Source organism: Collinsella sp. HCP3S3_D1 (assembly GCF_052064015.1).
Taxonomy (GTDB): domain Bacteria; phylum Actinomycetota; class Coriobacteriia; order Coriobacteriales; family Coriobacteriaceae; genus Collinsella.
In genome coordinates this window covers 14,376-39,595 of sequence record NZ_JBQHWK010000023.1, presented here as the reverse complement: position 1 = coordinate 39,595, position 25,220 = coordinate 14,376, and the positions used below count along the sequence as shown (strand labels likewise).

The 25,220-nt window shown below is 58.5% G+C and carries 18 protein-coding genes; 6 read left to right on the top strand and 12 right to left on the bottom strand.

The window, feature by feature from the left end:
* Positions 1-151: 151 nt before the first annotated feature.
* The 6 genes from ACTNDJ_RS07970 to ACTNDJ_RS07945 all read right to left on the bottom strand — a co-directional run bounded on the left by ACTNDJ_RS07970 (position 152) and on the right by ACTNDJ_RS07945 (position 7,635).
* On the bottom strand, positions 152-1,267 hold the full coding sequence (locus ACTNDJ_RS07970; protein WP_441062941.1) for an SIS domain-containing protein: 1,116 nt from the start codon (positions 1,265-1,267) through the stop codon (positions 152-154).
* A 193-nt stretch (positions 1,268-1,460) separates the two neighbouring features.
* Entirely contained in the window at positions 1,461-2,174 is a 714-nt protein-coding gene (locus tag ACTNDJ_RS07965) for a GntR family transcriptional regulator (RefSeq protein WP_441062940.1), read from the bottom strand.
* Positions 2,159-2,926 (bottom strand): GntR family transcriptional regulator, encoded by a 768-nt coding sequence (locus ACTNDJ_RS07960; RefSeq protein WP_427719866.1) that lies wholly within the window; start codon positions 2,924-2,926, stop codon positions 2,159-2,161. The genes ACTNDJ_RS07965 and ACTNDJ_RS07960 overlap by 16 nt, the downstream gene beginning before the upstream one ends.
* 38 nt (positions 2,927-2,964) lie before the next feature.
* Positions 2,965-3,453, bottom strand: a complete 489-nt coding sequence (locus ACTNDJ_RS07955) for a hypothetical protein (RefSeq protein WP_138374554.1) — start codon at positions 3,451-3,453, stop codon at positions 2,965-2,967.
* Between the two features lie 420 nt (positions 3,454-3,873).
* Complete coding sequence (locus ACTNDJ_RS07950) at positions 3,874-6,402, bottom strand: phosphoketolase family protein (RefSeq protein WP_427795336.1); 2,529 nt, start codon at positions 6,400-6,402, stop codon at positions 3,874-3,876.
* 204 nt (positions 6,403-6,606) lie between these two features.
* The gene (locus ACTNDJ_RS07945) at positions 6,607-7,635 is read right to left on the bottom strand and encodes a LacI family DNA-binding transcriptional regulator (RefSeq protein WP_118388843.1); all 1,029 of its coding nucleotides are present in this window, start codon (positions 7,633-7,635) and stop codon (positions 6,607-6,609) included.
* A 183-nt stretch (positions 7,636-7,818) separates the two neighbouring features.
* Between ACTNDJ_RS07945 and murB the strand changes: the two genes are divergently transcribed.
* Complete coding sequence (gene murB, locus ACTNDJ_RS07940) at positions 7,819-8,781, top strand: UDP-N-acetylmuramate dehydrogenase (RefSeq protein ID WP_154515130.1); 963 nt, start codon at positions 7,819-7,821, stop codon at positions 8,779-8,781.
* Positions 8,782-8,999: 218 nt separating this feature from the next.
* Here murB and ACTNDJ_RS07935 read toward each other — a convergent pair whose 3' ends face one another.
* Complete coding sequence (locus tag ACTNDJ_RS07935; RefSeq protein WP_441062939.1) at positions 9,000-10,205, bottom strand: PcsB-like coiled-coil domain-containing protein; 1,206 nt, start codon at positions 10,203-10,205, stop codon at positions 9,000-9,002.
* Between the two features lie 266 nt (positions 10,206-10,471).
* Between ACTNDJ_RS07935 and galE the strand changes: the two genes are divergently transcribed.
* From galE to glgP, 3 genes are all read left to right on the top strand, one after another.
* Positions 10,472-11,533, top strand: coding sequence for a UDP-glucose 4-epimerase GalE (gene galE, locus ACTNDJ_RS07930; RefSeq protein ID WP_154515134.1), 1,062 nt, complete (start codon positions 10,472-10,474; stop codon positions 11,531-11,533).
* 207 nt (positions 11,534-11,740) lie between these two features.
* The gene (gene malQ / locus ACTNDJ_RS07925; protein WP_441062938.1) at positions 11,741-13,258 is read left to right on the top strand and encodes a 4-alpha-glucanotransferase; all 1,518 of its coding nucleotides are present in this window, start codon (positions 11,741-11,743) and stop codon (positions 13,256-13,258) included.
* 128 nt (positions 13,259-13,386) lie between these two features.
* Complete coding sequence (glgP, locus tag ACTNDJ_RS07920) at positions 13,387-15,654, top strand: glycogen/starch/alpha-glucan family phosphorylase (RefSeq protein WP_441062937.1); 2,268 nt, start codon at positions 13,387-13,389, stop codon at positions 15,652-15,654.
* Positions 15,655-16,028: 374 nt separating this feature from the next.
* On the opposite strand, the gene ACTNDJ_RS07915 is transcribed toward glgP, so the two are convergent.
* The 5 genes from ACTNDJ_RS07915 to ACTNDJ_RS07895 all read right to left on the bottom strand — a co-directional run bounded on the left by ACTNDJ_RS07915 (position 16,029) and on the right by ACTNDJ_RS07895 (position 21,390).
* Positions 16,029-17,228, bottom strand: coding sequence for an ABC transporter ATP-binding protein (locus tag ACTNDJ_RS07915; RefSeq protein ID WP_441062936.1), 1,200 nt, complete (start codon positions 17,226-17,228; stop codon positions 16,029-16,031).
* Between the two features lie 68 nt (positions 17,229-17,296).
* Positions 17,297-18,136: a carbohydrate ABC transporter permease gene (locus tag ACTNDJ_RS07910; protein ID WP_154515140.1), complete on the bottom strand. Its 840-nt coding sequence runs from the start codon at positions 18,134-18,136 to the stop codon at positions 17,297-17,299.
* A complete protein-coding gene (locus ACTNDJ_RS07905) occupies positions 18,136-18,990 on the bottom strand; it encodes a carbohydrate ABC transporter permease (RefSeq protein WP_152073297.1) in 855 nt (284 codons plus the stop codon). The genes ACTNDJ_RS07910 and ACTNDJ_RS07905 overlap by 1 nt, the downstream gene beginning before the upstream one ends.
* Before the next feature lie 87 nt (positions 18,991-19,077).
* On the bottom strand, positions 19,078-20,394 hold the full coding sequence (locus tag ACTNDJ_RS07900) for an ABC transporter substrate-binding protein (RefSeq protein ID WP_441062935.1): 1,317 nt from the start codon (positions 20,392-20,394) through the stop codon (positions 19,078-19,080).
* Positions 20,395-20,670: 276 nt separating this feature from the next.
* Complete coding sequence (locus ACTNDJ_RS07895) at positions 20,671-21,390, bottom strand: GntR family transcriptional regulator (RefSeq protein WP_441042438.1); 720 nt, start codon at positions 21,388-21,390, stop codon at positions 20,671-20,673.
* Positions 21,391-21,614: 224 nt separating this feature from the next.
* On the opposite strand from ACTNDJ_RS07895, the gene ACTNDJ_RS07890 reads away from it, so the two are divergent.
* Positions 21,615-24,068, top strand: a complete 2,454-nt coding sequence (locus tag ACTNDJ_RS07890; protein ID WP_441083511.1) for a PTS transporter subunit EIIC — start codon at positions 21,615-21,617, stop codon at positions 24,066-24,068.
* Positions 24,069-24,196: 128 nt separating this feature from the next.
* Positions 24,197-25,210, top strand: coding sequence for a polyprenyl synthetase family protein (locus ACTNDJ_RS07885; protein WP_441049363.1), 1,014 nt, complete (start codon positions 24,197-24,199; stop codon positions 25,208-25,210).
* Positions 25,211-25,220: the final 10 nt, after the last annotated feature.

The following is a 25,220-nucleotide window of genomic DNA, read 5'->3' as shown; positions in this document are numbered from 1 at the left end:
TCTTCTTGCCGGTCTCGTAGAGCGCCTTGCCGTCCTCGAGGTAGCCCTCCTGGTCGAAATGCATGATCTCGATCTTCTCGGTTTCCTTCATTTGTCTCTCCTTTCTGGGGTTGTCTTCACATCCCCCATGCCAACGGGCATCAAAACCCGCTTACATTCCGTAACACTCAGCCGCTTTGGCCTTAAGCGCATTGACTGACTCTTCGTAGCCCTCTGCCTTGACCTCCATTTGCTTGGAGACGGCATCGAGATACGGGTGCACGTCCCATGACTTCAGACGCTCGGCGATCATTGCCGCAATCGTCTGGAAGAACACAAGATTGGGAGTTGCGCTGAGCAGCGGAGCCACCTGAGGCACCACAACCTCGTGAGCCTTACCCTTGGGATGGGCCGTGAGCAGCACCGTTTTTGCCGTAACGTTCGATAGCGCATCGGCGATATTCGCAAGACGCTCCGACCCCTGCGGATCGTCGACGATAAACACCAGATAGCCCGGAACAATCTGCATCTCGGGACCGTGGACGAACTCCTCGCCTTCGTGGTGCATGGCAGGAATCTTGATGGTCTCGCTCAGCTTGAGCGCCGCCTCCTCGGCAACACCGTAGTTGGGTCCGTTGCCGACGACCATGGCGGGCGTGTGCTCAGAAAGATCGAGCATGTGGTCTTGGACATATGCCTCGGCGGTCTTGCACATCACGGCATTGGCATGGATAGCCTCGCGCAGGTCGTCAAGACGCTGGGCAACGCCCTTGGCGTCAATCGTTCCGCGCGCCTGACCGCCGTAAATACCAAAGAGCACCAGGTACTCAACGAGAACCTCAACGCCCAGAGTCACAAAGTCCACCGACTCGACGCCCACACCGTAGTCAAGAACGATGTCAGTGTGCTCCTTGATGGGTGCCTCGACGTTTGCCGTGAGCGCAACTGCAGCCATATCGTGTGCGCACATGTAATCGAGCGCCGCAATCGTATTGGTTGAATAGCCGCTCTGCGAGACGGCGATGTTGAGCGCATGCTGTGGATAGGTGTGTTCAAAATCGACGAAGGCCTCGGGCGTCACAACGGACACCTGCATCTGCAGCGCATCTTGCAGGTAATCGCGGGCGCAATCCGCAGCATGGCGCGACGAACCCGAAGCAACGATGCGCAGCGCGTCAAAAGAACCGGACTGGAAAATATCAACGAGCTGCGCTACCAGCTCAGACGAACGCTCGAGGTTCTCTCCCATACGCACATGGGCAAGCTGAACGTAATCGAGCATCTTCATCGTCTCACCTCGTAACAAATCATTAGTATTTGATACCAATCACAGTTACAGGTTACGGCTTTTTGATACCTCTTTGTCGATTAATTTATCCCCTTCGGCGAACGGTCGATTTTGAGCTATGTAAGGTTGTATATACAGTCGGTCAAATTGCCCAAACAGACCGGCTGTTACCGCGCGCGATGCAAAGCCCCAGCTAGTACGTATAGGTGTAGCCGCCCGCATCGCCACGATTGAAGGACTTTACATACTCGATAGCCTGACCGCTCGCGTCATAGCTCACGCATTCCAAAAGCAAAACAAGATCCCCTTGTTCCAAGCCAAGCAAGCCCGCGTCGCGTGCGCCCACCGCCTCGATATCGAGCTTCTCCTGAGCCATGACCGGCTTTCGGCCTAGCATCTCATAGGTCTCGTACAAGCTGAAGACCGACACGTCAATATCTTCGATTGTGGGAAACAGCCGGCACGGGATGAACGCCATCTCAATCGATACGGGATCGCCGTTGACGCAGTTCAAACGCCGAATCGAATACAACAAATCGTCCTCGGCAATGCCAAACAGGTTGGCATAATATGGGCCCGCATAACGCTTGGAACGCGCGAGGATACGGACGGACGGCTCGCCGCCCGAAGCACGAACCGACTCGCGAAAGCCTCCTGTTCGCTCGTAGGCAACGGGTACTTTCTGCGCCACAAACGCGCCCTTTCCGCGGACGCGTCGAATCTGCCCGCGCCGAACCAGCTCATCGACAGCGCTTCGGATGGTCAAGCGTGTCGTACCAAATTCCTCGGCGAGGTCTTTTTCGGACGGAATCATGGAACCCGTGGGATATATACCGCGCTCGATACATTCCTCGATGCGGCGTCGAATGCGCATATAAACCGGGGTGGCATCTACTGTTTCAGCCATTGTTCACCTGCCACGCTTCTCATTCCGTTCTTTTCGCCGTTATCGGCAAAGCGAAACTTTGTGGGCAAAATCACCGATTTGCAATGCTCCACAAAACGCATGTCCTTATCAAATTCGATCGTGCTCTCATAGAACACCGGCGTTCCCTCTTCTTGCTGGAGCAACTCGGCCTCTTCGGCGTTCAAACGCGAGATGGAGATATGCTCACGTCCATGCTCAACACGCACGCCACCTTCTTTGAGCAAGACATCGTAAAGGCTCTCGCACTCAAAATCGTGCTCGGTAAGCGATGGGCACAGGGACAGGTTAACGTGAGCCGTCTCGATTGACGCCGGCTCGCCCTCAATAAGTCGAACGCGCTGCATGCGGAGCAAAGGAGCGCCTACAGACACCCCAAGCTTGTCGGCAAGCGCCTCATCCGCCTCGATGGTCCCGGTGGAAACCAGACGAGAAGAGGGGTGCAGGCCGGCAGTCCGCACAGCATCGGAGAAGTTATACGTTTCCTGGAAGATGTTCAGCGGCTTGGGAGGACACACATACGTACCCGATCCGCGACGGCTCTCGAGCGTTCCACAAGAGATGAGCCGCGTGATACCGGCGCGCAACGCTGTACGCGAAACGCCGATCTCTTCGCACAGCACGCGCTCGGCCGGCAGGCGATCGCCGCCGGCAAGCTGGTGGTGCTGGATATACCAAAGAATTCCCTCAACAGCACGATCTTTGGGGGGAATTGCATAAGATTCGCCTGCCATTGCACAGACTCCTCATTCAGAAACGTATGCCGCCAAAATTAGACCAGCCCTCCCATGGCATCAAATTCGGCCTTGATCTTCTCGGCAACATTCCGATACGACTTATATAGACTTGAATCGCGTTTGACTTCGTCGGTCATAACGGGAATCTCTAATTTGGAAACCTCGTCTTTTCCCGTCTGAACCGCCACAACAACGCCCATACCAAGACACATATTACGCTTGGCAGCGTTTATTTTCGCTGCCTTGGCAGGATTTGCCAGGATACGCTGGGCAAATTCCTGTTTTGAGACCACTTCCTCGGCCTCCGGATCGCCCGCCTCGGCCACTTCGCACTGCAAAACGTCCGCATAGTCAAAAATCTTCGGCTCGCCGCCGCGCTGATGCACGGCCCACTTGCGACGCGTGGCATCCTGGTAGATAGCCGGCAAAAACGTAAACCGCGGCGGGTCCAAAATCGTATCCGTGATGGTAAACACATCGGGATCAAAGGCATCCTGCGGGTTTTTCTTCTTGAACAGCCCCATATCAGCCTCCCGTACTAGTATTAAACAACTCAAGTTGAATATAGCACCAATTTCAAGCCGCCGCTTTACTGCATCGGTGCGTGGTGTCTATGGCTCGCCCATCGGAAAAGTTCACGGACGAGGACGAGGGCGGGGCCGGGGTGCTTGGTTTTGGAAGTGGGCTCCGCGAACTTCTCAAAACAAAGCATGCCTCCCCGGCCCCGGCAATGTAATTTTGGCTAACCATAGTTAGATGCACGGCTTCTAAGGCAGCGTAAGCAAGGTCCCCATTACATAAAAAAGAATCAGCCCCCGCATATCGAAACGGTCGAGAGGGCCGCCTCCGGGCGGGTTGCCTTGCTCCGGGAAGTTCGCGAAGCCCACTTCCCGGAGCAAGGCAACCCGCCCGGAGCAGGCCCCAGCGCGAGACCGTCCCGGATGCTATTCGTTGTCGCCGGCAGTTAGCTGCGTTGCGGAGAGTACGCCGTCGGCAGCGGTTGCGGCTGCGGCGTCGGGCCAGACCCAGTCGGTAAAGGCCGGGTGATCGAAGCCCTCGTCGCACGCGAACTCAAAGGCCTCGGTGCGGAAGGCCTCCCACTCATCAATCTGCTCGGCAAACTTATCGGCGTCAACCATGCGCAGCACGTCGGCGGCCAGGGCCCAGCGGTCCATGTTGTTCAGGCGCAGCATGTCAAACGGCGTGGTCGTGGAGCCCTTCTCCTCGTAGCCGTGAACGCGGAAGGCATCGTGACCGGGACGGTTCCAGATCAGACGGCGAATCGTGCCGGCATAGGCGTGGAATGCGAAGAGCACGGGCTTCTCGCCGCGGCCAAACAACTCAGCCCAGCGCTCATCGCTGATGGCTTGGTCGTTCTCGCAGACGTTCTGGATCTTGAGCAGATCGACTACGTTGACAAACCAGACCTTGATGCCCAGCCCGCGCAGCATATCGGTTGCGGCCAGTGCCTCGAGTGTCGGCACGTCACCGCAAGTAGCGACCACGACGTCGGCCTCGGCGAGCGAGTCGGCAGTCGATGCCCACTCCCAGGTCGCTACGCCCTCGGCGAGCTCAGACTTGGCCTCGTCGACCGTCTGGAAGGTGGGGGCGGGCTGCTTGCCACAGAAGATGGCATTGACGCAGTCGGTGGACTGGTAGACGCGCTCGGCCACAGCAAGGGCCATGTTGGCATCGGCCGGATAATAAGCATTCACGACATGCGTGTCGTTGGCCTTGTTGAGCAGCAGGTCGATAAAGCCGGGGTCCTGGTGCGAAAAGCCGTTGTGGTCCTGGCGCCAGACATGGCTCGACAGCAAAATATTGAGGCCGCTGATAGGAGCGCGCCACGGAATCTCGCGCTTGGTTGCTTCGAGCCATTTGCAGTGCTGGTTGACCATGGAATCGACCACGTGGACAAAGCTCTCGTAGGAGCTCCACACACCGGAGCGGCCGGTGAGCACGTAGGCCTCGAGGAAGCCCTCGCACTGGTGCTCGGACAGCTGCTCGACAACCTTACCGGAACCGGCCAGCAGCTCGTCGTTGGCGTCGTCCTCGTAGAAACCGGCATCCCACTGCTTCTTGGTCACCTTATAGGCAGCCTGCAGGCGGTTGGACGCGGTCTCGTCGGGACCGAAGATGCGGAAATCATCCATGTTCTTGGCCAGAACATCGGCAGTGTACTCACCAAAGACGCGGGCGGCCTCGGTGGAACCCCAGCCGTGGCCCTTACTTGCAACGGGGATCTCGTGAGCGTGAATATCGGGAAGCTCGAGCTCGCGGCGTACCTTGCCGCCGTTCGCGTTGGGATTGGCGCCGATACGCAGCTCGCCGGTCGGCATAAAGGCCGTCACCTCGGGGCGCACCTGGCCTTCGGGCGTAAAGAGCTCCTCGGGCTTGTAGGAGCGCAGCCACTCGCGCAGCACGCGGAAGTGCTCGTGGGTGTCCTTGGCACTCGCGAGCGGCACCTGATGGGCGCGCCAGGAGTCCTCGGTCTTCTTGCCATCAATCTGCTTGGGGCAGGTCCAACCCTTGGGCGTACGGAACACGATCATGGGATAGGCCGGACGGACCACGGTCTCGCCCGCAGTGGCCTGAGCCATAGCGGTGGCCTTGATGTCGCAGATCTCATCGAAGACCTGCTCGAACAGGGCGGCGAAACGCGCATGAATGCTCGCATGGCTCTCGTCGTCAAAGCCGGCGACAAAGAAATGCGGCTTATAGCCCATGCCCTCAAAGAACTTGGTGAGCTCCTCGTCGGACACGCGGGCAAGAATGGTGGGGTTGGCGATCTTGTAGCCGTTGAGGTGCAGGATCGGCAGGACGATACCATCGGTTGCCGGGTTCACGAGCTTATTAGACTGCCAAGAGGTCGCGAGCGGACCGGTCTCGGACTCGCCGTCGCCCACCACAGCCACGGCCAGCAGGCTCGGGTTATCCATGACGGCACCGTAGGCGTGGCTGAGCGTGTAGCCGAGCTCGCCGCCCTCGTGGATGGAGCCAGGCGTCTCGGGCGCAAAATGGCTCGGAATACCGCCGGGGTAGGAAAACTGGCGGAAGAACTTCTGCAGGCCGGCCTCGTCATTGGTAATGTCGGGGCGAATCTCGCGGTAGGTACCATCGAGCAACGACTGGGCGGTGCCAGCGGGGCCACCGTGACCCGGGCCCATCAAGAAGATCGCGTTCTGGTTGTGATCGGCGATGAGGCGGTTGACATGACCGAACAGGAAGTTGATGCCGGGCGTGGTGCCCCAGTGACCGACCAGGCGGTGCTTAACGTCCGGGCGACCAAAGTCGCGCACCTCACCGGTTTTCTCATCGACAAAGTCGGGACGCATGAGCGGGTTAGAGCGAAGGTAGATCTGACCGACGGACAGATAATTCGATGCACGCCAATACAGGTCGACGCCCTCGAGCTCGGAAGCCGGCACCTCGTGGCCCAGCTTTTGCCACGGCGTCCCCAGTGTTTTAGCCATTGTTTATGTCCCTCCGCTGTGCGGTCGCCCTCCAATACGGCAACCATTCGTTGGGACTAGTATATTTGCTAAAACGTTTTATCAGGGTGAAAAAACGTTTTATCACCCTTATCAATCACATCGATCAACAAAACGCAACATTCACCTGCGGCATTGTCTGCCACAGGTGCTCCACATTCGGTCTCTGCAAATTGATAAACGTGTTTAGTTATGTTTAGTAAGCTCGAGCACGCTGCCCTTAACGATAAGCGCCGGCTCCAGGACGACCTCTTCGGCACGCCTACCGCCCCTACCGGCAAGACGCTTGGACATGCAGCCAAAAGCATGTTCCGCGAGGACACCAGGATCCTGCTCAATGGCGGTCAGCGCCGGCTCAAAGAGAACGTCGGCCGCCGAGTTGTCATAGCTCACCACCGAAATATCGCCCGGGATGCTCTTCCCCATCTCGTGCAAACGTTTGAGCAAACCGAGGGCAATGTTGTCCGAGCTCGCGAATACGGCAGTGGCATCGGTTGCGAGCACCGCCTCCGAGGCCTCGTAGGCGCTCGGAATGTAGTACTCGCTCTCAAACTCCAAACGCGCGTCGATAGGCAGGCCAACCTCGCGCAGCGCGCGCTCATAGCCGGCAAGTCGCTTGCGACCCGTATTGGAACGACGCGCATTAACCAAGCAGGCAATGCGACGGTGGCCCTGCTCGATCAGATAGCGGGTAGCCATATAGCCACCCATCTCGTGGTCGAACATCACCTTGTCGCACTCGAGCCCCTCAATGGCGCGGTCGACCATCACGGCAGGGATGGGTAGATGGCTGACCTCTTCGCGCAGGGCACGGTCGTCCGAGAACTCGTCGCCTACCACCAGGAAGACACCATCGACGCCGCGCGTCACCAGCTGGCGCAGCAGTTCCAAGTCATCATCGGCGCTTCCGCCCGAGCTGGTAATAAAGAGCGCATAGCCGTCCTCGCGGCAGCGCTTTTCCAAGCTACCGGCAAGTGAGGCAAAAAATCGGCTCTCGATGTTGGGGACGATAAGGCCCAGGGTGCGTGACTCGCGCATGACCAGGCTGCGCGCAATCTGGTTGGGAACATAGTGGTTGCGCGCCGCGACCTCCTTGATGAGCTTGCGGTTTTCTTCCGAGATGCGACAAGGCCGATTGTTGAGAACAAGCGAGACCGACGAGGGGGAAAGCCCCACCTCCTGGGCGATCTGCTTGAGGGTGACTTTGTTGGCCATCTCGCTCCTTCCGGGTTTACGCGCAATCTCTTGAAAGTATAGCGACTGCCCCTCTACCTCGATGATAAACACTTTACCAATCCGGTAGACGGCTGTTTTATCGCCGCCAGCGCACCAAATACGTCCAGGTGGGGTATATTGCAATCGATTGATGACAACGACCACCAAAAGGCGGATATTCGGATGCACGAGAACGACTTTTTTAACGAGGACCTGTTGTGCGCGCTCGCTGGCGTTGCCGGCGAGGACAACGTGTTGATGAGCGAGCCCATGCGCGAGCACACCACGTTTAAGATTGGCGGCCCGGCCGACGTCTTTGTCACGCCCGACACCGAGCAGGGCCTCGTCGCCACGCTCGATACCTGCTATCGCTGCGATCTGCCACTCACCATCGTGGGCAACGGCTCCGACCTACTCGTCGGCGACAAGGGCATACGCGGCGTCGTCGTAGCGCTAGGCGAGGGCCTCTCCGCCATTACCGTCGACGGCACGCACGTTACGGCAGCAGCCGGTGCGCTGCTTTCGGATGTTGCGGCCGCGGCAGCCGAGGCCGGTCTCACCGGCATGGAGCCCATCTCGGGCATCCCCGGATCGGTCGGCGGCGCCTGCTACATGAACGCCGGCGCCTACGGTGCCTGCATGGCCGACGTGCTGGAGTCTGTACGCGTCTACAAGCCCGCCCGCATGCTCGACGACGGCACCCGCGGTAGCGGCAGCATCATCGAGTTCGATGTCGACGAGCTCAATCTGGGCTATCGCAAGAGCCGCATCGCCGACGACGGCTTCATCGTGCTTTCGGCCACCTTCAATCTCGCCCCGGGTAACGCCGCGATGATCAAGGCCGACATGGACGACTACCGCCAACGCCGCGAGGACAAGCAGCCGCTCGACATGCCGAGTGCCGGCTCCACTTTCAAGCGCCCCGAGGGCCACTTTGCCGGTAAACTCATCATGGATGCCGGCCTGCGCGGCCATGCCGTCGGCGGCGCCCAGGTGAGCGAAAAACACTGCGGCTTCATCGTCAACGCCGACCACGCCACCGCCGCCGACGTCGACGAACTCATCCGCCACATCCAAGCAACCGTCAAAGACCAATTCGGCGTAGACCTAGAACCCGAAGTCCACCGAGTAGGCGAATTTTTATAAAAAGAAGGCCCCAAAAGGGGCCTTCACTTTCTTTAATTCAGACAACCAGTCCGGTGTGTCGCGCCTTGAGCCCGGAAGGTCCGGGACTGTGGGCGAGGCATAAGGTTGATCGCGAGTTCCGCACGCAAAGAAGGCCACTTAATGTGGCCTTCGTCTTGCGCAGGACTGCCCGAGCAGGCAACCTTATGCCTCTCGGACTGTCCCGGACCAAGCCGCAGCTACGACAGCGCAATACCGCCAAGCCAGCCCCAGCGCACACCAGAGCCAGTGCCGTAAAAGCTAATGAACGAGTCAAGCGACCTCGACGTGATGGCGCCCTCGTTACTCATAACGATGCCGCCGCCAACATAGATGCCCACGTGTCCGTACAGCAGACCCGGCATACCGGTGCCACTGTGCGACGAGTCGGCCACGATCATGCCCACCTGCAGCGCCGAACGATCGGAGCTGTAGCACCAGGCGTTAAACATGTCGCACGCGTTGCCGCCAAAGTAGCCCACGCCGGCGTTGCGGAAGACGTTGGTGACCCAGGCGGCGCACCAGTTCAGGCCAGGCGAAGGCGTGGAGTAGCATGCGTTGACGACAGCCTGCTGCTTGCCCGATCCGGCATTCTGTTGCGGATTTCCGGGCGCATACGATCCGCCACCCGAGTTTGAACCACCCGAGTAGGAATTGTTCTTGTTTGCGGCAGCTGCAGCAGCGGCGGCCTTCTTGGCAGCCTCCTCAGCCTGGGCGGCAGCGAGAATCTCGGAATCGCGCTGAGCCATGAGCTCCTTGACGTCGTCGGAGAGGCCGTTCAGAACCGTCTGGACCTCTTGCTGCTTGGCCTGCATGTCCTGCATCTGGGCAGTCTGCTGGTCCTTGAGCTTCTCTAAGTCGGCTTTTTGCGACTCGAGCTCGGACTTCTGCGTATCGAGCTCTTTCTGGATGGTCTGGATATCCTCGATGGCGTCGCGGTCGCTCTTGTTGATCTTCTCAACATAGTGCGCATTGGCGACGAGCTCCTCAAACGAGCCCGAGGCGAGCAGCAGCGACAGGATGTTGGTGCCGCCCGACTTATAGTTGGCGGAAACGCGATCGGAAAGATCGCCGCGCTTCTTTTTGAGCTCGGCCTTCTTTTCGTCAATCTGCGCCTGCGTGCTGTCAATCTGGCCCTGTACGCTCTCGATATCGTTGAGGGTCTGGGCGTTCTTGTTGGCCAGCGCCGCGTATTCATTTGCGATGCTGTCGAGCTGGGCCTGGACCTCGTCAAGCTGAGCCTGGGCCGCATTGAGCTTGTCGGTGGTTTCCTTGGTGGCCTCCGCAGCATGGGCGCGAGCGGGCAGACCAAAAAGAACGGCTGCAGAAGCGGCGCCGAACAAGGCCTTGAGGGCAGTGCGACGCGAAAGCTCCTGGGAAAGGATGGGATCGCTGTTTGGTGACATATCTACTCCGTTACATGTTTATTTATATGTCGCTCAACTCATACATATTAGCGTACATCCGACGCGTCCCAACGATTTCCACGAACGGCAGCAAACCCCATGGTCGGCGGCTCGTATGCAAACGTCAAAGTCAAGGTTATGCCCACGCCAAACATTTCCATGAGTACGTTAGCATGTTCGTCTGCTTTTCCTGCCCTGCACGTTTTGGGTGCCCCTGCCTGCGCTATACTCCCTCAGGAAGTGTTCCTGATTCGATAGGAGACTACATGTCCAAAGCACTCGACCCCAAAGACACCTGCGTCCTCGTAACCGGTGGCGCCGGCTTTATCGGCTCGCACACCGTCGTTCAGCTGCTCGAGGGTGGCTACCAGGTCGTCATCGTCGACGACCTCTCCAACTCCAGCGCCGTCGCCGTCGACCGTGTCAAGACCATCGTGGGCGACAAGGCCGCCAAGAACCTCACTTTCTACGAGGCCAACGTGCTCGACCGCGATGCCATGAACAAGATCTTCGATACCCATCAGATCGACCGCGTCATCCACTTCGCCGGCTTTAAGGCCGTCGGCGAGTCGGTGAGCAAGCCCGTCGAGTACTACCACAACAACATCGAGAACACCCTGGTGCTCGTCGACGTTATGCGCAACCATGGCTGCAAGTCCATCATCTTCTCGAGCTCCTCGACCGTCTATGGCGATCCGGATAACCCGCCCGTCACCGAGGAAGACCCCAAGAAGCCTGCGACCAACCCCTATGGCTGGACCAAGTGGATGATTGAGCAGATCCTTATGGACGTTCACACCGCCGACCCCGAGTGGAACGTTGTGCTGCTCCGCTACTTCAACCCCATCGGCGCCCATCCGTCGGGCCTAATCGGCGAGGACCCCAAGGGCATCCCCAACAACCTGGTGCCTTATGTCGCGCAGGTTGCCGTGGGCAAGCTCGAGGCCGTTCAGGTCTTTGGCAACGACTACCCCACCCCCGACGGCACCGGTGTGCGCGACTACATCCACGTGTGTGACCTGGCATCGGGCCATGTGGCCGCTCTCAACTGGATGAACGGCAAGACCGGCGTCGAGATCTTTAACCTGGGCACCGGCACCGGCACCTCGGTGCTCGAGGTTGTCGCCGCCTTCTCCAAGGCCTGCGGCAAAGAGCTGCCCTACGTGATTCGCGAGCGCCGCGCCGGCGACATCGCCGCCAACTGGTGCGACGCTTCCAAGGCCGAGCGCATGATGGGCTGGAAGGCACAGTACGACATCGCGGACATGTGCCGCGACAGCTGGAACTGGCAGAGCCACAACCCCAACGGCTTCGCCGACGCCGAGTAGCAAAAACCTACATACCGTTCTTGCCCCGATCTCACGATGTGAGACCGGGGCTTTTTCATGGCATGTAACCATTCGCCGAAAATCGACCAACTTTTTTATCTTGCCTATACATGTTTAAACAACATGTATACAATAGGTGTATTGAATCAGAACATCGGAGGCGGACTGCACACCCATCGGTAGGCCGACCCCACAACAAGAAGGTTGGTGAGCGCATTCATGGAGCGTGCAAGCGGCGTCCTCATGCCCGTCTCATCTCTGCCCGGACCATACGGAATCGGCGGCTTTGGCTGGAATGCCTACGACTTCGTCGATTTTCTCGCCTCGTGCAAACAACATTACTGGCAAATCCTGCCCCTTACGACGACCAGCTATGGCGATTCGCCCTATCAGTCGTTCTCGGCCCGCGCAGGCAACCCCAACTTGATCGACTTTGCCGAGCTTATCGAAGCCGGCTATCTGGAGCAGCGTGACATCGACGGCGTCTTCCTTGGTTCCGACCCCAGCAACGTCGACTACGGTGCCATCTTTGTTGGCCGCCGTCAGATTCTCGATCGAGCCGCTGAGCGCTTTGCTGCCGACAAGCCGGCCGATTTCGACGACTTTATCCAGGCAAACGAGGACTGGCTCATTCCCTACTGCGAGTTTATGACCGTGAAGGAGGAGTGCGGACTCAAAGCCTTTTGGGAGTGGCCCGAGGAGCTCCGCCGCCGCGGCGAGGCATCCAGCAAGGTCTGCGCCACCCATCCCGAGCGTATGCTCTACCACCAGATGACGCAGTATTTCTTCGATCGCCAGTGGAGCCGCCTCAAGGCCTATGCCAACGAGCACGACATCCTGATCATCGGCGACCTGCCCATCTACGTCTCGCGCGACTCCGTCGAGATGTGGGCCACGCCCGAGCTCTTTAAGATCGACGCCGCCGGCAATCCCGTCAGCGTCGCGGGAACGCCGCCTGATCAGTTCTCGGCCACCGGCCAGTACTGGGGCAACCCCATCTATGACTGGGATGCCATGGAAGCAGACGGCTTCTCCTGGTGGGAAGACCGCGTCCGAGCCGCCCTCGACATGTACGACATCATCCGTCTGGACCACTTCCGCGGCTTTGAAGCCTTTTGGGAGGTGCCGTTCTCCTCTCCCGATTCGTCATATGGTTCATGGACGCAGGGACCCGGCCTCAAGCTCTTCAAGATGCTCGAGGAAAAGCTCGGCACGCTTCCCATCATTGCCGAAGACCTGGGCTTTCTTACCCCCGGCGTCATCGACATGCGCGACACCACGGGCTTCCCTGGCATGAAGATTCTGCAGTTCGCTTTTGAAGGCGGCAACTCCTACTATCTGCCCCACAACTACATTGCCAACACCGTCGCCTACGTCGGAACGCATGACAATGAAACGGCACGCGGCTGGTATGAGGGAACGGCCACCCCGCGTCAGCGCGAGCAGGCGGCCCTGTATACCCACCAGCAGGCAGGCGAGTCCATGGCCGACGCGCTCAACCGCACCATCGCCGCCAGCGTGAGCGATACCTGCATCTACACCATGCAGGACCTGCTCAATCTGGGCAACGAGGCGCGCATTAACACCCCCGCCACCCTGGGCGGTAACTGGACGTGGCGCATGCTTGATGGCGCCATCACCCGCGAACTCGAGCGCAAGCTCACCGACTGGACCGAGACCTACTTCCGCATCCCGTCGGAAGCCGAAATCGAGCTTCCCCAATAGGAGCCACCGCGCCCGACCCCACCCCACCGTGTGGACGCGACCGCTTTTCCCGCGCGAGGCCATCCCAATCCCTCGCGCGGGCTTCTTTTGAATTTCTGACATGTAGTCGACTCACCACAGGAGGAAACATGCCCCGTATAAGCCTCGCAGAACTCGCCGAGCAGTCCTTTGGCACCTCGCTCGAGCAGCTCGATGACCGTCGTATTTATAAGCTGCTGGTCAAGCTCGTGCAGGAGCGCTCTGCCGCCTGTCCGCTCAACAACGGCAAGAAAAAGCTCTACTACATCTCTGCCGAGTTTTTGATCGGCAAGCTGCTCATCAACAATATGATCGACCTCGGCATCTATGACGAGGTTAAGGACCAGCTCGTCGCCGCCGGCCACGACCTCAACAAGATCGAGGAGTTTGAGGTCGAGCCTTCGCTCGGCAACGGCGGCCTGGGCCGCCTGGCCGCATGCTTCCTGGATTCCATTGCCACGCTGGGCCTTACCGGCGACGGCGTGGGCCTCAACTACCATTACGGCCTGTTCCGCCAGCGCTTTGCCGACAACCAGCAGAAGGCCGTCCCTGACGAGTGGCTCGGCGAGCAGGACATCCTGATCGATGACAACCGCTCCTACACCGTCGAGTTCGGTGATTTTGCCGTCACCTCCAAGCTCGTCAACATCGATGTGCCCGGTTATGGCCAGCCCACCAAGAACCGCCTGCGCCTGTTTGACCTGGCAAGTGTCGACGAGGGCCTGGTCCCCGGCAGCTCCATCGACTTCGACAAGACCAAGATCGCCAAGAACCTCACCCTGTTCCTCTATCCGGATGATTCCGATGAGCAGGGCCGCCTGCTTCGCATCTACCAGGAGTACTTCATGGTGAGCAATGCCGCCCAGCTCCTGATCGACGAGGCCGTAGAACGCGGCAGCAACCTGCACGATCTGGCCGACTACGCCGTGGTCCAGATCAACGATACGCACCCCACCATGGTCATTCCCGAGCTCATCCGCCTACTCACCACCGAGCACGACATCGAGTTTGACGAAGCCGTTACCATCGTGCGATCCATGGTCGCCTACACCAACCACACGATCCTTGCCGAGGCGCTCGAGAAATGGCCGCTCACCAGCCTGCAGAAGGTCTCCCCTGCCATCGCCGACATCATCGTCAAGCTCGATGAGATTGCCAAGGCCGAGCATGGCGACCCACGCGTCGCCATCATCGACGAATACGACACCGTCCACATGGCCCACATGGACATCCACTTTGGCTTCTCCATCAACGGCGTCGCCGCCCTCCACACCAAGATCCTGGAGGACACCGAGCTTCGCCCGTTCTACGAGATCTATCCCGAAAAGTTCTCCAACAAGACCAACGGCATCACCTTCCGCCGCTGGATCCAGGGAACCAACCCCGCACTTGCCAGCCTGCTCGACGATGTAATCGGTACCGATTGGCGCAGCACCGGCGACCTGAGCAAGCTCGCCGAATTCGCCGACGACAAGGACGTTCTTGAGCGCCTGGCCGCCACCAAGGCCGAGGCCAAGGCCATCATGCGCCAGTTCATGGCGCTCGAGCAGGGCGTGACCATTCCCTCCAACGCGATCATCGATGTTCAGGTCAAGCGTATCCACGAGTACAAGCGCCAGCAGATGCTCGCGCTCTACATCATCTGGAAGTACCTCGACATCAAGAACGGCAATAGACCTAAGCACCCCGTCACCATCATCTTTGGCGGCAAGGCGGCACCTGCCTACACTATCGCCCAGGATATCATCCATCTGATCCTGACGTTGTCGCAGTGGATCGCAAACGATCCCGACGTGGCTCCCTACCTGCAAGTCGTCATGATCGAGAACTATAACGTCACCGCTGCCGAGCGCGTGATTCCCGCCGCCGACATCTCCGAGCAGATCAGCCTGGCCTCCAAGGAGGCGAGCGGCACCTCCAACATGAAGTTCATGCTCAACGGTGCTTTGACCCTGTGCACGCTCGACGGCGCCAATGTCGAGATCGCCGAGCTCGTGGGCGACGAGAACATCTACACCTTTGGCGCCTCGTCCAAACAGGTCGAGCAGCTCTACGCCGACGGCAGCTATAACGTCGGCGCGCTCTACCTCAAGCCCGGTATTAAGCTACTGGTGGACTTTATTACCAACCCCGCTTTTATGGCGACCGGCAACGCCGAGCGCCTGCAGCGTCTGCACGACGACATCAAGGGCAAGGACTGGTTTATGTCCCTGCTCGACATTGAGGAGTACATCCAGACTAAGGAGCGCGTGCTGGCAGACTACGAGGACCGGGACGCTTGGATGCGCAAGGCGCTGATCAACATCGCCAACGCCGGCACTTTCTCGTCCGACCGTACAATATCCCAGTACAACGACGAGATCTGGCACCTGAGCTAATTTCGCTTCCATTACCCATCCTTTTGAAAGCGGAGTCGCGGCAACGCGGCTCCGCTTTTTGTGCCCTCGTGTTACCCGCGACCTGCCTCGACCAAAAAAATCTCGGCCTGTAACAACTAGCCGGCATAATTGGGTCAACCTGTTACAGAATGAGACAAACAGAATTGTTCCGGGAAACCGTCTCAATCTGTAACATCTAGGCCCAATTTGGCCCTCCTCCTGTTACAGATCGAGACAAACGACCGGCCAGACAGCCCCAGCACAAAGAAAGGCTCCCTTTCGCTCAGCGGACGAGAGGGGAGCCTTATATGTGACTACGGCAAAAGGATGGCAAAACCGCAGTCGCCCAAAAGGAGGGCCTGATTGAATCGGGCCTAGATAAGGTTCTTGCCAGAGACCTTATCGAAAAGGTGGGTCGCATTCTTCTCGAACTTGAACCAGATGGGGTCGCCGGCCTTGAGCGAACCCCTGGCCTCGAGGTCGACGACAGGGATGATCAGGACAAACTGGCCGTCGGGAGACGTCACATGAACGTGCTCGGTCGAACCCATGAGCTCGGTGACCTCGATGGTGCCCTGAAGCGCACCCTCCTCGCCCTTGTCGGCAAGCAGAATCTGCTCGGGACGAACGCCGGCCGTGATCTCCTTCATGTCCTCGCCGTTCCAGTTAAGCGCAAGCTGAGCGCAGGTCTCGGGGGCCAGTGCGACATTCATGTCGTCGGTCTTGACGGTAAAGCCCTCGCCCGACCGCACCAGCTGGGCATCGAAGAAGTTCATCTGCGGCACGCCGATGAAGCCGGCGACAAAGATGTTCGCGGGATGGTTGAAGACCTCCTGCGGCGTGGCGATTTGCTGAACAACGCCGTCCTTCATGACCACGATGCGGTCGCCGAGGGTCATAGCCTCGGTCTGATCGTGGGTAACATAGATGAATGTGCCTTTGATCTCGTGGCGAAGTTTAATGAGCTCGGCACGCATCTGGTTACGAAGCTTGGCGTCCAGGTTGGACAGCGGCTCGTCCATCAGGAATACCTTGGGGTCACGCACGATGGCGCGGCCGATGGCAACGCGCTGACGCTGGCCGCCCGAAAGCGCCTTAGGCTTACGGTCGAGGTACTCGGTGATACCCAAAATCTCGGCAGCGGAGCGAACCTTGCGGTCAATCTCGTCTTTGGGGACCTTCTTGAGCTCAAGCGTAAACGCCATGTTCTCGTACACCGTCATGTTGGGGTACAGAGCGTAGCTCTGGAACACCATGGCAATGTCACGGTCCTTGGGTGCCACGTCGTTGACGCGCTTGCCGTCGATGAGCACGTCGCCCGAGGTAATGTCCTCCAGGCCGGCAACCATGCGCATCGTCGTGGACTTACCGCAGCCAGAGGGACCAACGAGGACGATAAACTCCTGGTCGTGAACAGTGAGGTTGAAGTCCTCTACAGCGAGCACGCCATCCTCGGTAACCTTGAGGTTGTGCTTCTTCTCCTCGGTCTTCTTCTTTTTGCCAAAGAAGCCCTTCTTTTTGGACTCGTTGTTGGGATACACCTTCTGAACATGTTTGAGAACGATCTCGGCCATGTCTCTACCTTTCGATACGCGGCGCCACGCTGAGGGGCGCCGCAGAAACTTGCAAAACAGTTACGGCATCAGCCCTTGACGGCACCTGCCACCACGCCGTCGATGATGTACTTCTGGCAGAGGATGTACATGAGGACGATGGGGACAACGACCATCATGATGCAGGCCATCATGGGGCCGAGCTCGACGTGACCGTAGCCGCCGCGGAAGTACTGGATCAAGATAGGAATGGTCTTGTACTTGGTGGAGTCGAGGGTGAGGTAGGGCAGCAGATAGTCGTTCCAGACCCACATGGTCTCGAGAATGCCGACCGAAAGATAGGTGGGCTTCATGATGGGAAGGACGATCTTAAAGAACACCTGGACCGGGTTGCAGCCGTCGATCATGGCCGCCTCCTCGATCTCGAGCGGGATGTTCTTTACAAAGCCGGCGAACATAAAGACCGCCAGGCCCGCGCCAAAGCCAAGGTAAATAAAGCAGATGTTGAACGGCGTGTTGAAGCCGATGCGGTCCGCCAAATTGGACAGCGTGAACATGAGCATCTGGAACGGTACGACCATCGAGAACACGAACAGGTAATAGAAGAAGTTCGAGATCTTGCTGTTGACGCGCACCACATACCAAGCGCACATGGAGCAGCACACCAAGATCAGCACGACCGACGTGACCGTGATGATGAGCGAGTACATAAACGCCGAGGCAAAGCCCTGCTCGTTAAGGGCGTGCACGTAGTTTGCAAGGCCGTTGAACGTCTCGGGCGTGAGCAGATCGAATGCCGTGGTGGTGCTGATTGCGGTCCCTTTCTTAAAGGAATTGAGCGCAATCATGAACACGGGGTAAATCCATGCGAGTGACAGAATCGTAAAGAAAATCGAGAGCGCACGGTTGATAGCCTTATCGCGTTTCATTACTGCTGCACCTCCTTGGACCTCGTGGCCTTAAGCTGGATCATGGAGATTGCTACGACCAGGATGCAGAAGATAACCGCCTTGGCCTGACCGATGCCCTGCCATGCGATGCCAGCACGCGAATAGAACGTGTTGTAGATGTTCAGGGCGAGCATCTCGGTGGAGTGCGCCGGGGCGCCACCGGTAAGGGCGAGGTTCTGGTCGAACAGTTTAAAGCCGTTGGTGATGGACAGGAACAGGCAGATGGTGATCGTCGGCATCAGGTTGGGGATCTTAACCTTCCAAAACGTCTGCCATGCCGTAGCGCCGTCGACCTTGGCGGCCTCGATGTAGTCGGACGGAATGGACTGCAGACCGGCGATGTAGATGATCATCATGTAGCCGACCTGCTGCCACAGGGTCAGGATAATAAGGCCCCAGAAGCCAGCAGCAGAGTTAAGGGCGATAAGGTCGGCACCGATGTTGGAGAGCAGGCAGTTGATCAGAATCTGCCAAATGTAGCCCAGCACGATGCCGCCGATCAGGTTAGGCATGAAGAAGATCGTACGGAAGATGTTGGTGCCCTTGAGCGCCTTGCGGGTGAGCGCCTGCGCGATGGCGAGGGCGATCACGTTGATGAGCACCGTCGACAGGAAAGCAAACGCCACCGTAAAGAAGAACGACGTGGCAAACTGCGGATCGGACAGTGCACGCACGTAGTTCTCGATACCGACGAAGTGCGTGTTGTTAATGGTAATAAACTGGCAGAACGAGAGATAGAAACCCTGGATAAAGGGGATCACGAACCCGATCATAAACGCCAGGCACGTGGGCAGCATAAAGAGCGGCCACCAGCGCTTGAGTGCTTTGCCCATAGAAGGGTCCTTTCAATATGCAGGGGGCGGGCAAACCGACGTCTGCCCGCCCCCTGTCGCTAATCAGATAGCTTGGGCAGCAACTGCTTACTCGGAAGCAGCCTTCTCGGTCTTCCAGCCATCGACGAAGGCGTTCTTGACGCCGTCCCACTTGGTGTTATCGGCAGCATAGGCAATCAGAGCCTGCTTGAGGTTCTTCTTCCACTCCTCAGAGGGGATGTAAACGAAATCCCAAGCGACGGTCTTCTTGCCGTCCTTAGCCATGGCAACAGCCTGCTGCGAGAAGACGTTGGTGGTGTCCTTGGCGCTCTTGAACGGGGCAGTCAGACCCATCTTGTCAGCGATGATGCTGGTGGCAGTGTCAGAAGTGACGCACCAATACATGAAGTCCTCGGTAGCCTTCTGGGCATCCTCGGAAGCCTGGGAGCTCACGCACCAGTAGTTCTCGCCGCCGGAGCACAGGCCCTGGTTCTCCTCGCCGTCGACACCGATGTAGATGGGCATCATGCCAATCTGATCGTCGGTCATACCGGCCTTGATGAGGTCGGCGTAGGCCCAAGAGCCGTTCTGATAGAAGACGGCCTTGCCGGTTGCGAACTCGTTGGAGGCGTCGTCGCCGGTCTTGGAGGCAAGCTGCGAAGGATCGCAGGTGGAGTCGGTGATGTACAGGTCGAAGATCTGCTTAAAGTTGTCGAGATACTCGCCCTTAATCTCGTCATCCTCCTGGTTGTGCTCCTTCTCGAACTCGTAGTAAAGCGGGAGGTTGGCGAGGTGGGTGGTGTAGCGCCAGCTGGAGGAGTCATCCATGCCGGCGGAAGTGAAGGCACCGTCAACGCCAAGCTCGTCCTTGCGGGCCTGAATGTCATCGGCGCAAGCCTTCAGCTTGTCGAAGGAGTTGATGTCCTCGGCCTTGTAGCCAGCCTTCTCGAGGAGCTCCTTGTTGTAAATGATGCCGTAGCTCTCCTGGACCCAGTCGATACCTAGATCCTTGCCGTCGGACTGCAGAGCCAGGGAGTCGTCGACGAGCTCACCGCGGACCTTGGTATCGGACAGGTCGGCGCAGTAGTCCTTCCAGTTCTTAAGACCGGTGGGGCCGTTGACCTGGAACAGGGTCGGAGCGGAGCTCTTGGACATCTCGGACTTGAGCTTCTCCTCGTAGGTGTTAGAGGCGGCGGTCACGATCTTGACCTCGACGCCCTTCTCCTCCTTGTATGCCTTGGCGATCTCCTTCCACTCCTTGTCGACCTCGGGCTTGAATTGGAGGAAGTAGACCTCGGCAGCGTCACCAGAAGCAGAGGAGCCGGAGCCGGCGGAGCCACCGCAGCCCACGAGACCCAGGCCAAAGACCGTGGCCGCGGAGCCAGCGAAGCCCAGGAACTGCCTTCTGCTCATTTCGTTCTTCATTACAATCCACCCTTTCACACCGTGGCGGCACCCTTTGCCGTCGCCTTCGGAGATTGGTTCGGGGACTTTGCCCCTTTTTCTGATTTGTACAATACGCTATTTGGCCAGTTGTTTGAACAAGTATTACTAGAGCGGTAGAAAAACTTCGGTGAACGGTTCTTGATACATTCGTACTTGACAAATATTGTCTAAACAATTAAAGCGCTCCGTACGGCCGATATCCCATCGACCGCGCGGGGCACTTCATATCGAAACGCAAGCTTATGCGTCTGTTACCTATCGCTTGGAATTGACGCGGTAATGGAAGATCTCGGGGTGTGTGCGAGCATGCGTCACCTCAAACAAGATGCCATCCGATGTGTACGACTGACTCTCCATGACGGCAACGCAGTTGTATTTGCCGAGGTCAAGATAGCTGCAGTCTTCATCGTTGGCGAGCTCGACACTCACCGTACGGCGACTCGCCATCACTTTGATGCCGCGCTTGTGCTCCAGATAGTCGTAGATAGATTCTGCCGCGATCTCGGGGGTCAGACCCTTGGCGATCGACTCCAAAAAGTAGCCATGGTCCACTTGGCGCGCGCTGCCGTTGAGGCTTCGGACACGCACTACGCGAATCAGCTCCTCGCCCACCTTAAAGCCCAGGCGACGAGAGAGCTGCTCGGTGCAGACCAGATGTTCAAAGGACTTAACGTCCGTCGATGCAACGGCATTGTTGCGCTTTGCAAATTCGCCAAACGACTCGACTTCCTCGAGCGCGCCCAGCATGTCGGTTTCGCCCTTGAGCCAAATAACGCGTACGCCCTTGCCGTGTATGGGCTGAACAAACATCTCGTCGGCCAGCATGCTCAAGGCGCGGCGGACGGTATTGCGCGTGCAGTCGAACTCTGCGGTCAGCTCGGCTTCGGTTGGCAGCATCTCCTGAAACGCATAGGTCCCGTTAATGATGCGCGAACGGATCTCGCGGTAGATTCCTTCGTAAATCGCTTTTGGCATGGCTTCACCTCTAATGAATATGTATGGCTAGGCACGATAGCATTTCTTGGGGTTGTTTAAACCGTCTATCGGCAAAGCACGGATTATTTACCGTCGACGGTTCCCCCGGCACCCAAATCGGACCGAATCAAAACCGTCAATGCGGCAAGCAGCCAGTCCTCTACAATGGGTTCATTGTTTAAACGTTCTTGCTCGCACAGCATGTTGCATCCGGAAGGCATATTATGCTGCAGAAAATCCAACGCTTTGGCGGGGCAATGTTCGCGCCCGCCATGCTGTTTTCCATATCGGGCCTTATGGTCGGCGTCTCCGCCCTCGCAACGTCTGCGGACATCGTCGGCGACCTCGCCGTATACGGAACCCCTTGGTATATTTTTTGGGCTATCATCCAGCGCGGCTCGTGGACGGTCTTTAAACGCCTCCCACTGCTTTTTGCCGTAGCGCTGCCCATCGGCCTTGCCCAAAAGCAACCGGCGCGCTGCTGCCTCGAGGCACTCGTGGCCTATTTTGCCTATTGCTTCTTTTTGAGCGAGATCATTAAGCTGAGCGGCGACAACCTTGGACTTAAGTACCCGTCGTCTTTGACCTCCGCCAGCGGCATCACCGTCATCGACGGCATCAAGACGCTCGACACCGGCATTATCGGCCCGCTGGCGGTATCGGCCACCGTCGTCGCCATCCATGACCGCTTCTACGATGCCAAGGTTCCCGATTGGCTCGGTACTTTCTCGGGCTCCTCGTTGGTCTACCTCATTAGCTTTTTTGCCGTATTCGCCCTTGCCGCTATCTCGGCCGCCATCGTGCCCATCGTATACGCAATGACCGAAACACTGCGCCATGCACTTACGGGCGTCGGTCCCTTCGGCGTGGGCGCCTTCGTGTTTTTAGAGCGAGCACTCGAGCCCGTAGGGCTGCATCACCTGCTCTACATGCCAATCTACTACGACAATCTGGTTATTACCGATGGCATCTACGCCACGTGGACCAACTTGCTTCCCATCCTCTCGCACAGCACGCGCCCCCTCAACGAGCTAGCGCCCTGGGCTGGTTTCACCGCCACCGGTTGGGTCAAGCTCTTTGGTCTTCCCGCCATCGCCGGAGCGTTCTACACCACGGCCAAGCCCGAACGCCGTGCCAGCCTCAAGACCATCCTTCTGCCCGCCATCGTCGCCTCGATGGTCTGCGGCGTCACCGAGCCGCTCGAGTTTCTCTTTATGTTCACCTATCCCGGACTCTTTTTGCTCTACGCCTTCCTGTCCTCCTGCCTTGCCATGGCCATGAACTTCTTTGGCGTCGTCGGCATCTTCTCGGGTGGCCTTATGGAGATGGCTGCCTTCAACTTTATCCCGCTCATGCGGACGCATGCCGGCTCCTACCTTTTGGCACTCGGAATCGGACTCGTCTTTAGCGTCATCTTCTTTCTGAGCTTTCGAGGTCTTATCCTGGCCTTTGACCTTAAAACCCCGGGACGCGAGGACTACATTGCCGGCAACACGGCGCTCTCCCGCTTGACGGGAAACGACGTTGACGAAAAGCGCTTATCCGAAGCCGGCGCTTCCGACTGCCAGGCATCACAAGATCGTCTGCTCGCCGAGCAGGTTGTGGCGCTTCTGGGCGGCGTCTCCAACATTGTGGGCGCAACCAACTGCGCCACGCGGCTGCGCGTCGAAGTCGCGGACCCTTCTATCGTCGCGGACAACGCAACCTTTGTCGCAGCGGGCGCCAAAGGCCTCATCGTCACCGGCAAGACCGCCCAGGTAATCATCGGCGTCTCGGTCCCCCGCGTCAAAGAGCACTTTGATCAGATTATGGGACTCGAACCGGGTTTTGCATTTGCCACCCCGCTTTCTCATGCCGCCGATGACGCCAAAAAGCATGGCAATATCTGCTTCTTCGACATCGACGGTACGCTTGCCTGGCAAGATCCCAAACTTGCCCAAGAGCTCCCCGAGGGCGAGCGAGACCTTTCCCCCTATCCCAACGAAACGGTTGCACAGGCAATTCGCACGTTTGTCGCCAACGGCAACAAAGCCTTTATCTGCACGGGGCGCACCCTCAGCTGCATCCATCCCAAGCTGCTCGAGCTGCCGTGGGCGGGCATCGTATGTCTCGCGGGCGGCTACGCCGAACTCGAGGGGCGCATCGTACGAAATGCGGCCATAAACCCCGGTCTGCTACAGCGCCTCGCCCCCTATCTCGAACAATCGGGTGAGGTCATTCGCTTTGAGGGCATCGATCGCGTCGTGCGCATGAGCGCAGATGCCCCCGAGACGTACGGATACGCGCGCACCGTGGGCGACGCCGTCACGCAACTCAAGCACTACAACGCTTATAAAATTCTTATGTCCACACCGCTCGCCAACCGCATCGCCCAAGATGAAGAGCTCGGGCCTCTGCTCTGCCTCAACGAGCTCGAACTCGAGGTCACGGAAATCTCGCCTCGCGAGTGCACCAAACGGGCCGGAATCAAGGCCGTGCTTGACGCCCTGGGGCCAGATCACGGCACTGTGTACGGCATCGGCGACGCAAGCAACGACATCGCCCTCATGGAGGCGGTCGATGTTGGCGTCGCCATGGGCAACGCGCCGGACTTCCTCAAGGAAAAGGCCGACTACGTCACCGACAGCTTCGACCACGACGGCGTCGTCGCCGCGCTCGAGCACTTTGGACTTATCTAGCCGCGCCTCTTGCCGCATTTGCGACAACATGGCTCAATCGTCTTCAACCGCCGCGCTCGATGCCCTAATGTGGCAATATGTTGTCTGCATAACGCAACGATGCAACCTAAGAAAGAATGCGAGAACCCGTGTCCAGTCCGTTTACCAGCTTTTTAGCCCAGCATTTTGACCAGATTAACGACTATCTGGCCACGTTCTTTGACGGACAGGCGACCTCTGCCGATATCGAGCGCTACCTGTATGGCCCGCTCTCGGCATTTACGGCCAATGCCGGCAAGCGCCACCGCCCGCTCATCTGCATGCTCGCCGCCACCGCGGTAGGCGGCAGCTTTGAGAGCGCCCGAAGCGCGGCGGCGGCCATCGAGCACTTTCAGTCGGGAGCGCTTATCCATGACGACATCGCCGACAACGGCCAGCTGCGCCGCGGCAAGCCCTGTATGCACCTTACCGAGGGTACGGGACTTGCCATCAACTGCGGCGACCTAGCGCTCACCATGGTTACCAAGACGGTTCTCGACGACCCCACGCTCGAGGCAGACGTGAAGCTCCGCGTGCTCCACGAGCTCACCGAGATGATCGTTCGCACCATCGAGGGTCAGGCGCTCGACCTGGGCTGGGTCCGCGATGGGCGCTTTGACATCTCGGTCGACGATTATCTGGACATGGCGACGCACAAGACCGCGTACTACAGCGGAGCCACGCCACTTGCCGCCGGAGCCATTATCGGTGGCGGCAGCGAAGACCAGATTGAGGCGCTGCGTGCCTTTGGCCTGCACACGGGCCTTGCCTTTCAGATCCAAGATGATCTGCTCAACCTTATTGGCACCAAGGAGGCCGCCAACAAGGACTTCCGCACCGATATCACAGAGGGCAAGCGCACGCTCGTCGCCGTGCATGCCCTGTCAGACGAGCGTTATCACGACGAAGTCGAGGCAATCCTTTCCTCGGGCACCGAGGACCCCGTGCAACTTGCACGCGCCGTGGAGATCTTCCAGCAGACCGGCTCTGTCGATTTCGCCCACACTTATGCACTCAACCTGACTGCCAAGGCCAAGGCCGCTATCGAAGGTGTCGAGCTCGACCCGCATGCACGCGAGCTGTTCGACTCCATGGCAGATTTCTTTGTGGAGCGCCTTAACTAGCGGGGGTTAT

Excerpts from the sequence above, each read along its gene's own strand:
- ACTNDJ_RS07950 (WP_427795336.1), bottom strand. The coding sequence starts at position 6,402 with ATGGCTAAAACACTGGGGACGCCGTGGCAAAAGCTGGGCCACGAGGTG.
- ACTNDJ_RS07945 (WP_118388843.1), bottom strand. The coding sequence starts at position 7,635 with ATGGCCAACAAAGTCACCCTCAAGCAGATCGCCCAGGAGGTGGGGCTT.
- ACTNDJ_RS07955 (WP_138374554.1), bottom strand. The coding sequence starts at position 3,453 with ATGGGGCTGTTCAAGAAGAAAAACCCGCAGGATGCCTTTGATCCCGAT.
- ACTNDJ_RS07935 (WP_441062939.1), bottom strand. The coding sequence starts at position 10,205 with ATGTCACCAAACAGCGATCCCATCCTTTCCCAGGAGCTTTCGCGTCGC.
- ACTNDJ_RS07890 (WP_441083511.1), top strand. The coding sequence starts at position 21,615 with ATGCTGCAGAAAATCCAACGCTTTGGCGGGGCAATGTTCGCGCCCGCC.
- ACTNDJ_RS07905 (WP_152073297.1), bottom strand. The coding sequence starts at position 18,990 with ATGGGCAAAGCACTCAAGCGCTGGTGGCCGCTCTTTATGCTGCCCACG.
- ACTNDJ_RS07895 (WP_441042438.1), bottom strand. The coding sequence starts at position 21,390 with ATGCCAAAAGCGATTTACGAAGGAATCTACCGCGAGATCCGTTCGCGC.
- ACTNDJ_RS07910 (WP_154515140.1), bottom strand. The coding sequence starts at position 18,136 with ATGAAACGCGATAAGGCTATCAACCGTGCGCTCTCGATTTTCTTTACG.
- ACTNDJ_RS07965 (WP_441062940.1), bottom strand. The coding sequence starts at position 2,174 with ATGGCTGAAACAGTAGATGCCACCCCGGTTTATATGCGCATTCGACGC.
- ACTNDJ_RS07900 (WP_441062935.1), bottom strand. The coding sequence starts at position 20,394 with ATGAAGAACGAAATGAGCAGAAGGCAGTTCCTGGGCTTCGCTGGCTCC.
- ACTNDJ_RS07915 (WP_441062936.1), bottom strand. The coding sequence starts at position 17,228 with ATGGCCGAGATCGTTCTCAAACATGTTCAGAAGGTGTATCCCAACAAC.
- ACTNDJ_RS07970 (WP_441062941.1), bottom strand. The coding sequence starts at position 1,267 with ATGAAGATGCTCGATTACGTTCAGCTTGCCCATGTGCGTATGGGAGAG.
- galE (WP_154515134.1), top strand. The coding sequence starts at position 10,472 with ATGTCCAAAGCACTCGACCCCAAAGACACCTGCGTCCTCGTAACCGGT.
- glgP (WP_441062937.1), top strand. The coding sequence starts at position 13,387 with ATGCCCCGTATAAGCCTCGCAGAACTCGCCGAGCAGTCCTTTGGCACC.
- murB (WP_154515130.1), top strand. The coding sequence starts at position 7,819 with ATGCACGAGAACGACTTTTTTAACGAGGACCTGTTGTGCGCGCTCGCT.
- ACTNDJ_RS07960 (WP_427719866.1), bottom strand. The coding sequence starts at position 2,926 with ATGGCAGGCGAATCTTATGCAATTCCCCCCAAAGATCGTGCTGTTGAG.